This is a genomic window from Flavobacterium sp., from assembly GCF_049318325.1.
GTDB lineage: Bacteria > Bacteroidota > Bacteroidia > Flavobacteriales > Flavobacteriaceae > Flavobacterium.
Map to the genome: position 1 here is coordinate 1 of NZ_JBMOGQ010000119.1, position 6,905 is coordinate 6,905.

Annotated in this window: 6 protein-coding genes; all 6 read left to right on the forward strand. The window is 33.3% G+C overall.

Going from position 1 to position 6,905, the window contains the following annotated elements:
• The first annotated feature begins 315 nt into the window (after positions 1-315).
• The 6 genes from ACOYLP_RS09785 (at position 316) to ACOYLP_RS09810 (ending at position 6,788) form a co-directional block, all read left to right on the forward strand.
• Entirely contained in the window at positions 316-1,221 is a 906-nt protein-coding gene (locus tag ACOYLP_RS09785) for a hypothetical protein (protein WP_422855989.1), read from the forward strand.
• Entirely contained in the window at positions 1,187-2,590 is a 1,404-nt protein-coding gene (locus ACOYLP_RS09790) for a M4 family metallopeptidase (protein WP_422855990.1), read from the forward strand. Before ACOYLP_RS09785 ends, ACOYLP_RS09790 begins: the two co-directional genes overlap by 35 nt.
• A gap of 18 nt (positions 2,591-2,608) precedes the next feature.
• Complete coding sequence (locus ACOYLP_RS09795; protein ID WP_422855991.1) at positions 2,609-3,244, forward strand: hypothetical protein; 636 nt, start codon at positions 2,609-2,611, stop codon at positions 3,242-3,244.
• A 259-nt stretch (positions 3,245-3,503) separates the two neighbouring features.
• Complete coding sequence (locus ACOYLP_RS09800; RefSeq protein ID WP_422855992.1) at positions 3,504-4,355, forward strand: GIY-YIG nuclease family protein; 852 nt, start codon at positions 3,504-3,506, stop codon at positions 4,353-4,355.
• A gap of 8 nt (positions 4,356-4,363) precedes the next feature.
• Positions 4,364-4,684 (forward strand): HNH endonuclease, encoded by a 321-nt coding sequence (locus ACOYLP_RS09805; RefSeq protein ID WP_422855993.1) that lies wholly within the window; start codon positions 4,364-4,366, stop codon positions 4,682-4,684.
• A gap of 163 nt (positions 4,685-4,847) precedes the next feature.
• Complete coding sequence (locus tag ACOYLP_RS09810) at positions 4,848-6,788, forward strand: GmrSD restriction endonuclease domain-containing protein (RefSeq protein ID WP_422855994.1); 1,941 nt, start codon at positions 4,848-4,850, stop codon at positions 6,786-6,788.
• Positions 6,789-6,905: the final 117 nt, after the last annotated feature.

Consider the following 6,905-nt stretch of genomic DNA (forward strand, 5'->3'; position numbering starts at 1 on the left):
CTCCGCATCAACATTTGTGGTAAAAATCGCCACCTTCGCCAAGCCCGAAAACGTTGTAGGAGATTTCAGACGAGCGAACAGTTCATTATTCAACAGCAGAAAGAAATTTGAAACAGTCATTAAAACTATTCAACAAATAGCATGACAAATTCAAACGCATAAGCAAAAATAACTGAGAAATATTTGATACTTTCGTAAGAATGTAATCTGATACAGCGGTTGAGTTACAGACAGACAACCGAAAAATGTCAACCTGTATGGTGGTCAGACACTAAGGATCTTCCAACTGACACGAACAAAATAAATTCTACTAATATGAAAACTTATTTTTCAAAACTACTGATGTTAGCAATACTTTTGCTTACAATCCACACAAATTCAGTTGCACAAAGTTATATTCCAAACTATCTACTTCAAACAAACGATTATATCACCCAAAATTTTGAAATACAAGATTCCTCAGGTTGGTTTCTAATAAGACCGGGAGTTAATATTACTGATTTGAATTTTTTACAGAATAACAAACAACATTTTGGAATGGGTATAAATGATAATTTTTCTATTTTTAAAGTTACTACAGATGATTTTGAATTCATGAGACCTGAAGATAAAGTTACACATGAGAGGTATATTCAAACTTACAATGGAATAAAAGTTGAGTTTGCTGAATTTTTTATACATCATAAAAATGGCAACTTAGTAAGCATTAATTGTAAAGTAGTCGAAGGGTTAAATACAACAACTACCCCTGTTCTTAACGAAAGTAATGCATTGACAAATGCTATAAATCACTTAGGAAACTCTATCATTTACTCTTGGCTAGATTCAAATTTAGAAAACGAAGCAAAAATCCTTACAGGAGATTCCTTGGCAACATATTATCCTACAGGAGAATTACTATTTGCAAAGACTGGTGAACAAAAAGACTATTCAAATAGCAATTTTATTCTCGCTTGGAAATTTCGTTTACAGAGTGAACAAGCGGGTATAGATAAAAATGTTTATATTAATGCTTCTAATGGCTCAGTGATTAAAACATCTGAAAATATACATAAAGACGGAATCGCAGATTTACTTTATTACGGACAGCGTACAATAGATACCAAACATAGAGGATGGCCATATTCAGATAATATCCTTCTAACAAATGATGGAGGTAGAAATATAGAAACCAAAGAGCCTGGCAATGGAAATAGCTTTCATTTATGGAATGCATTATGATGATGGTGATGATAGTTGGCCTTGGTCTGACAGATTTGTAACTACTCCACATTATTGTGCAAGTCAATCCTGGGATTACTTTAAGCAGTCTTTTAACAGAGATGGTTGTAAAGGTAATGGAAGAAATATTCAAGTTTGGGCAAATATGACTGGATTTGGTAATGCAAACTATTCAAACATACCAGGTGCTGATAGACTAAAAATTGGTTTTTTGGGCAATCAATGTTTAGCTACTCTTGATATCTTAGGGCATGAATTTGCTCATGGAGTCACTGAATTTACAGCAGACTTGGAGTATGAAAGAGAATCAGGGGCTTTAAATGAATCGTTTTCAGACATTTTCGGCTTCATGATAGAGCGATATGCACAAAATGGAGTTACAAATGACTGGAATATTGGAGAAGATGCAATTATTTTAAGAAGTATGTCATTTCCACCAGCACTTGGTCAGCCGTCAATATATCAAGATAATAACCTATGGGCAAATACAAACTGTGGTGTACCATCTGAACAAAACGACTGGTGTGGCGTCCATACCAATAGTGGTGTGCAAAACTATTGGTTTCATCTCTTGTCTGTAGGTTCTACAAATCCAACTTTTAACAACATTCAAGTTACAGGCATTGGTGAAGTTAACGCCTCTAGAATTGCATATTATAACCTGACTAATTTTTTAGGTTGCAATTCGGATTATAATGATTCAAGATGGGGTAGCATAAATTCGGCCTTTAATTTATTTGGAGGCCATTGTAATAACGAAATTACCCAAACACAAAATGCATGGGCGGCCGTAGGAATTGGTGATGTAAGATCTCCCTTAACACTTTCTGGCCCTTCTGTCATTTATCATATCAATGGAGTACCATTTGGTTCTATGCCTAAGCACTATACAGCAAGCGGAGGTAAAACTATTTTTCCATTTCAGTATTCATGGTTTAGTCCAGCACCTTGGCAATTTTCCATTAGTGGCACAAATAGTGAAGTGTTCTCAATAACCAGTTTTAATGGAAATTTCAATACATCAAATATTCAAGTTACTGACCATTGTTCAAGCATTTCAAAAAATGTAACATTTGTAGATTTAGGACTTGCACATGAAGGACCAAATCAGACTAATTCATTAGCGAAAGTATATCCTAATCCAGTAAGAGACGTTCTACATATTGACACAAATTTTGACAATGTTAATGATGAAAATAATTGGGTATATAGTATTATAGATATGAATGGAATCTATAAGTATCAACAAATATTTAGTAATGGGAATAACCCTTCAGAAATTAACGTAAGCAACTATGTAGCAGGTACCTATAATTTAATTATACAAAAAGGTGCTAATATTCAAATCCTTAGGTTTGCAAAAATGTAAAATCAAACTATTACTACTATGAGATACATGATTGTAACTTTAGCAATCTTAATATATTCATTGGTTAACTTGAAAGATTCCTTTGCGCAGAATAATCAAGTAAGTATTATAACACCAGGGGCATACTTTTTTAATTATGCAGGTTATAAATTCAATACACCCTATAAGCAACAAACGCTTAGAATGATACCTTCACTTTCATATATGTATATAAAGAATAAAAGAGGGTTTCAAATTACTGGAGTGTTGTATGACTATACCTATATAAGTCGTAAAAATATGATAAACTTAAAGGATAGCACGGTTATTAGTAGGAATGGATTTTGCCTTTCTTTAGACTACGTGTATAATCTAAAGCAGAATAATTTGGGAGATGTAAAATTACTTTTAGGTCTATCGAGTAAAGTTTCCTATTCAGATATACACAAGTTTACTATTTCACATGGTACTTGGTCTGAAAGTATTTCAGACCAAGATGCAAGCCAAGTGGGTGGGTTAGCACTGAATGTTGGAGTTAATTGTAATATAAAAATTTATAAGCGGTTTTTTATTACTTCTACATTAAGAAGTATTAATTTTTTACTAGGTGGTAAATATCAGAAAAATTCAATTTGGTTTGAAAATGGCATTGCTTATAGATTTGGTAAGAAATGATTTTTAATAATAAGACAGGCAGGTGCGAATTTTCATCTGTCTGTTCTTTTTATTAGATTATTTCAATTATTAATGACAAGCTAACAGCAAAACGAAACCTCCTACAACATGCGTTTTGCGTCAGTGGGGCTGATGTACTAGGCTGAACAATTGAACTTTCTAAAAACAATCTACCAACTTTAAACTGATGGACTTTCTATCCCCCACCGAACGCAAAGCGCAAAACCGTTATGCGGCATTGTAAAAAGACAGAATACACATGAAATTTGGTAAGACTATAAAAATATTTCTCATTGACGGAGAACCTAACGGACGAATGAGTTGTGAACTTTCCAACTGGTCTGGAAAAGCATACAAAATCCCTCGAATTAAGATCAAAGACTGTTCAGACCGAGAAGATCTAACTAGTACAGGTGTGTACTTACTGTTCGGAAAAGATGATACTGGAAAAGACCAAGTTTATATTGGCGAAGCAGAATCTATTCTAAAAAGACTTAATCAACAATTAACTCAAAAAGATTTTTGGAATGAAGCAATTGTATTTATTAGTAAAGATGAAAATTTAAATAAAGCCCATATTAAATATTTAGAAAATCGTCTACATGAAATTGCAAAATTTGCGAATCGATATTCCGTTGATAATTCTATTGTGCCTACACAATCTTCGATATCTGAGTCAGATAGAGCAGAAATGGAAGAATTTATTGAGTATATAAAAATGTTAGTTAATACACTTGGACATAAAGTATTTGAAGAAAAAAGAGAGTTCCAACCAAAACAAAAAAAGGAAATATTTTTTATTAAGGCTGTTCGCGGCGCAGACGGACAAGGGGAACCAACTTCCGATGGATTTGTTGTTTTCAAAAATTCCAAAGCAGCTGCCTCTATTGTTAATTCAATGACACCTAATTTCATTGCATATAGACAAAAACTTATCAACGAAGGAGTTATAGTTAACAAAGGAGAGTACTTTGAATTTACAGATGACTATATTTTTTCTAGTCCATCAACAGCCGCTGTTATGATAATGGGTCGAAATGCAAATGGACTAACAGAATGGAAAAACAAAGACGGTAAGACACTTAAAGAGTTTGAAACAAACGAAAAGTAAATCGCAATATGTCGAACCGTTGGGGAATACCAAAAGAAGTAGAAATGATTGTTTTACAACGAGACTTGAGTTGTGTTTATTGTGGGATATCATTTACCGATAAAGATGGAAACCGAAGAACAAGAAGAACTTGGGAACATATTATTAACGACATTAGAATTAACGGTATCGAAAATATTGCTGTTTGTTGTGGTTCATGCAATGCAAGTAAGGGAAATAAGAAACTAGAAGACTGGCTGAAAAGCAAATATTGTGAGACTAAGAGAATAACAAAGGAATCAATATCAGATGTGGTAAAGAAACATTTAGCAGAAACAACGACCGCATAACATGCGTTTGGCGCAAGTGGGGCTTTTGTGCTAGGCTGATCATTCGCAATTTCTATTATCTTTGGTTCTAATTTTGAACTTTAGTACTTTTTAATCCCCACCTTCGCCAAGCGCAACCACGTTAGGTGAAATAAAAACAGACAAAACAATAAAACAATTAAATATGGATTCAACAACAACCTCAAAAGATTTAAGATTAAACTCAGTCATTGATCAAATTTATGAAGGAGAATACCAACTTCCAGAATTTCAAAGAGATTATATTTGGAAAGATCCTAATGTAAAGGGGCTATTTGAATCCGTGCTGCTTGGACATCCGATAGGTTCTATTTTACTATTGGAATTAAACAAGGAAAACCCATTACTTGCTTGGGTCAATTTTAGTGAAATCATCCCACCTGAGGCAAGGCAATTTGATTATAAAGGAAAAGATAAGATTCCGCCTAGATTTTTAGTTTTAGATGGACAACAACGACTTACTTCACTCAGCAGATTGACCAATGGAACTTCTGAAAAAATATGGTACTTAAATTTAAAAACAATTAAAGAAAGTTGGGAGAAAAATAATTGTCCAGAATCGGAAAAAGACCTAAAAGAATGGATAGAGTTAGGTTTGGATATCACAAGTGCACTTTCTAAACAAAATAAAACTTCTGACCCATTAAAAGAACTAAGAGGGAAAAGTCGAAAAATGCCTTTAACACTTCTTTCTGAAAAAACAAGATTTACAACAATCTTGAATGAAGTAAGAGACCAAATTAATCAAACTGTAACCGAAAAGAATTATGAAATTAAAAATCATACAAAATTAAAAATAAAGAAAAGTAAGCAAGAGTTGCAAGATATAGTCAACGAAAGTACTACTTGGCTTAAGTTCTTATCTGCACCAATAAATAGACTATTTGATAATTATTTTAATTACAATATGCCATCGGTTATCGTTTCTGAAAAAATGGGAATTACTGGTGTATGTAAAGTATTTACTAAAATAAACACATCAGGTATAGCCTTGGGTGCTTTTGATTTGTTAGTTGCTGTTATGTACCCTAAGGATATTCGCATTAAGCAAATGTTTGATGAGGCAATTGATAAATATCCTCTAATAAAAGTACTTGATGAAACATCAAAAAGATATCTTTTACAAACTATTGCATTAATGGCTGGAATTTCACCTAAAACTGCATCTTTACCTGAATTGATCAAGCCCCAACATATAAATGATTATTGGGATAATTCCTGCGAAGCTTTGGAAGAGGCTTGTACTCAAATTGACATGAATTGTGGATCTGCCTTACAAAAAGGGACAGATAAGTATTTGGTTTATTCACCTCTAGTAGCCTCAGCTGCATGCATAATTAAAGAATTCCCAATAAATATAAAGGATGGAAGATTAAAACTACTTAGACAACATAAATTAAAAGCCTGGTACTTTGGTGCAGGAGTAGCTGACAGATATAGCGATGGTACTGATGCCAAACAGAATCAGGATATTAACGAAATGAGATTATGGTTTAGCTCGGATAGTATGGATGCGAATATACCTAGTTGGTTAAAAGAACTATGGAGTGACTTCAATTCTTCAAAAAACGCATCATTAGGAAAAGCAGTAATTTCTATGATTAACTTCAAAGAACCGAAAGACTTTTATGAAGATAAACCTGTTGGGCCTGCCTCGGCTGTTCCTTGCGACTTACATCATATATTTCCAAGAGCTGCTTTGCGTGAGCAAATAATGGCAAAAAGAGGTATAAAAGACAAAGAAAAAGCAGAGAAAATTATTAAAACTGAATTTTCTGTTGACTCGATATTAAATCAGACTTGGATATACTCAGACACAAATCGAAAAATTATCTCTGATAAATTGCCATCAGTCTATTTAGAAGAAATAATTACACAATACGGTGGTAAGACTGCAGGAAAAAAGAAGTTGATTGATATAATGCAAAGTCATTGTATTAATCCTGACGCAGTAGAAGCATTGCTTAAAGACGATTATGAGACATTTATTGTTGAGAGAAAAAAATCAATAATTACAGAATTTAAAACAACAGGATTTGTACAAAATATAATTGACCAAAAACCTGATGAAAAGGATGACGAGTAATTTACTTCACCTAACATTGGCTTTGCGTCAGTGTGGCTTTTGTACTAGGCTGAACATTTGTGCTTTCTATTAGCTTTTGTACTAAATTTGAACTTTAGTGCTTTCTATTCCACACCG

Coding starts and splice junctions, on each gene's coding strand:
- ACOYLP_RS09785 (WP_422855989.1), top strand. CDS start 316: ATGAAAACTTATTTTTCAAAACTACTGATGTTAGCAATACTTTTGCTT.
- ACOYLP_RS09790 (WP_422855990.1), top strand. CDS start 1,187: ATGGAAATAGCTTTCATTTATGGAATGCATTATGATGATGGTGATGAT.
- ACOYLP_RS09795 (WP_422855991.1), top strand. CDS start 2,609: ATGAGATACATGATTGTAACTTTAGCAATCTTAATATATTCATTGGTT.
- ACOYLP_RS09800 (WP_422855992.1), top strand. CDS start 3,504: ATGAAATTTGGTAAGACTATAAAAATATTTCTCATTGACGGAGAACCT.
- ACOYLP_RS09805 (WP_422855993.1), top strand. CDS start 4,364: ATGTCGAACCGTTGGGGAATACCAAAAGAAGTAGAAATGATTGTTTTA.
- ACOYLP_RS09810 (WP_422855994.1), top strand. CDS start 4,848: ATGGATTCAACAACAACCTCAAAAGATTTAAGATTAAACTCAGTCATT.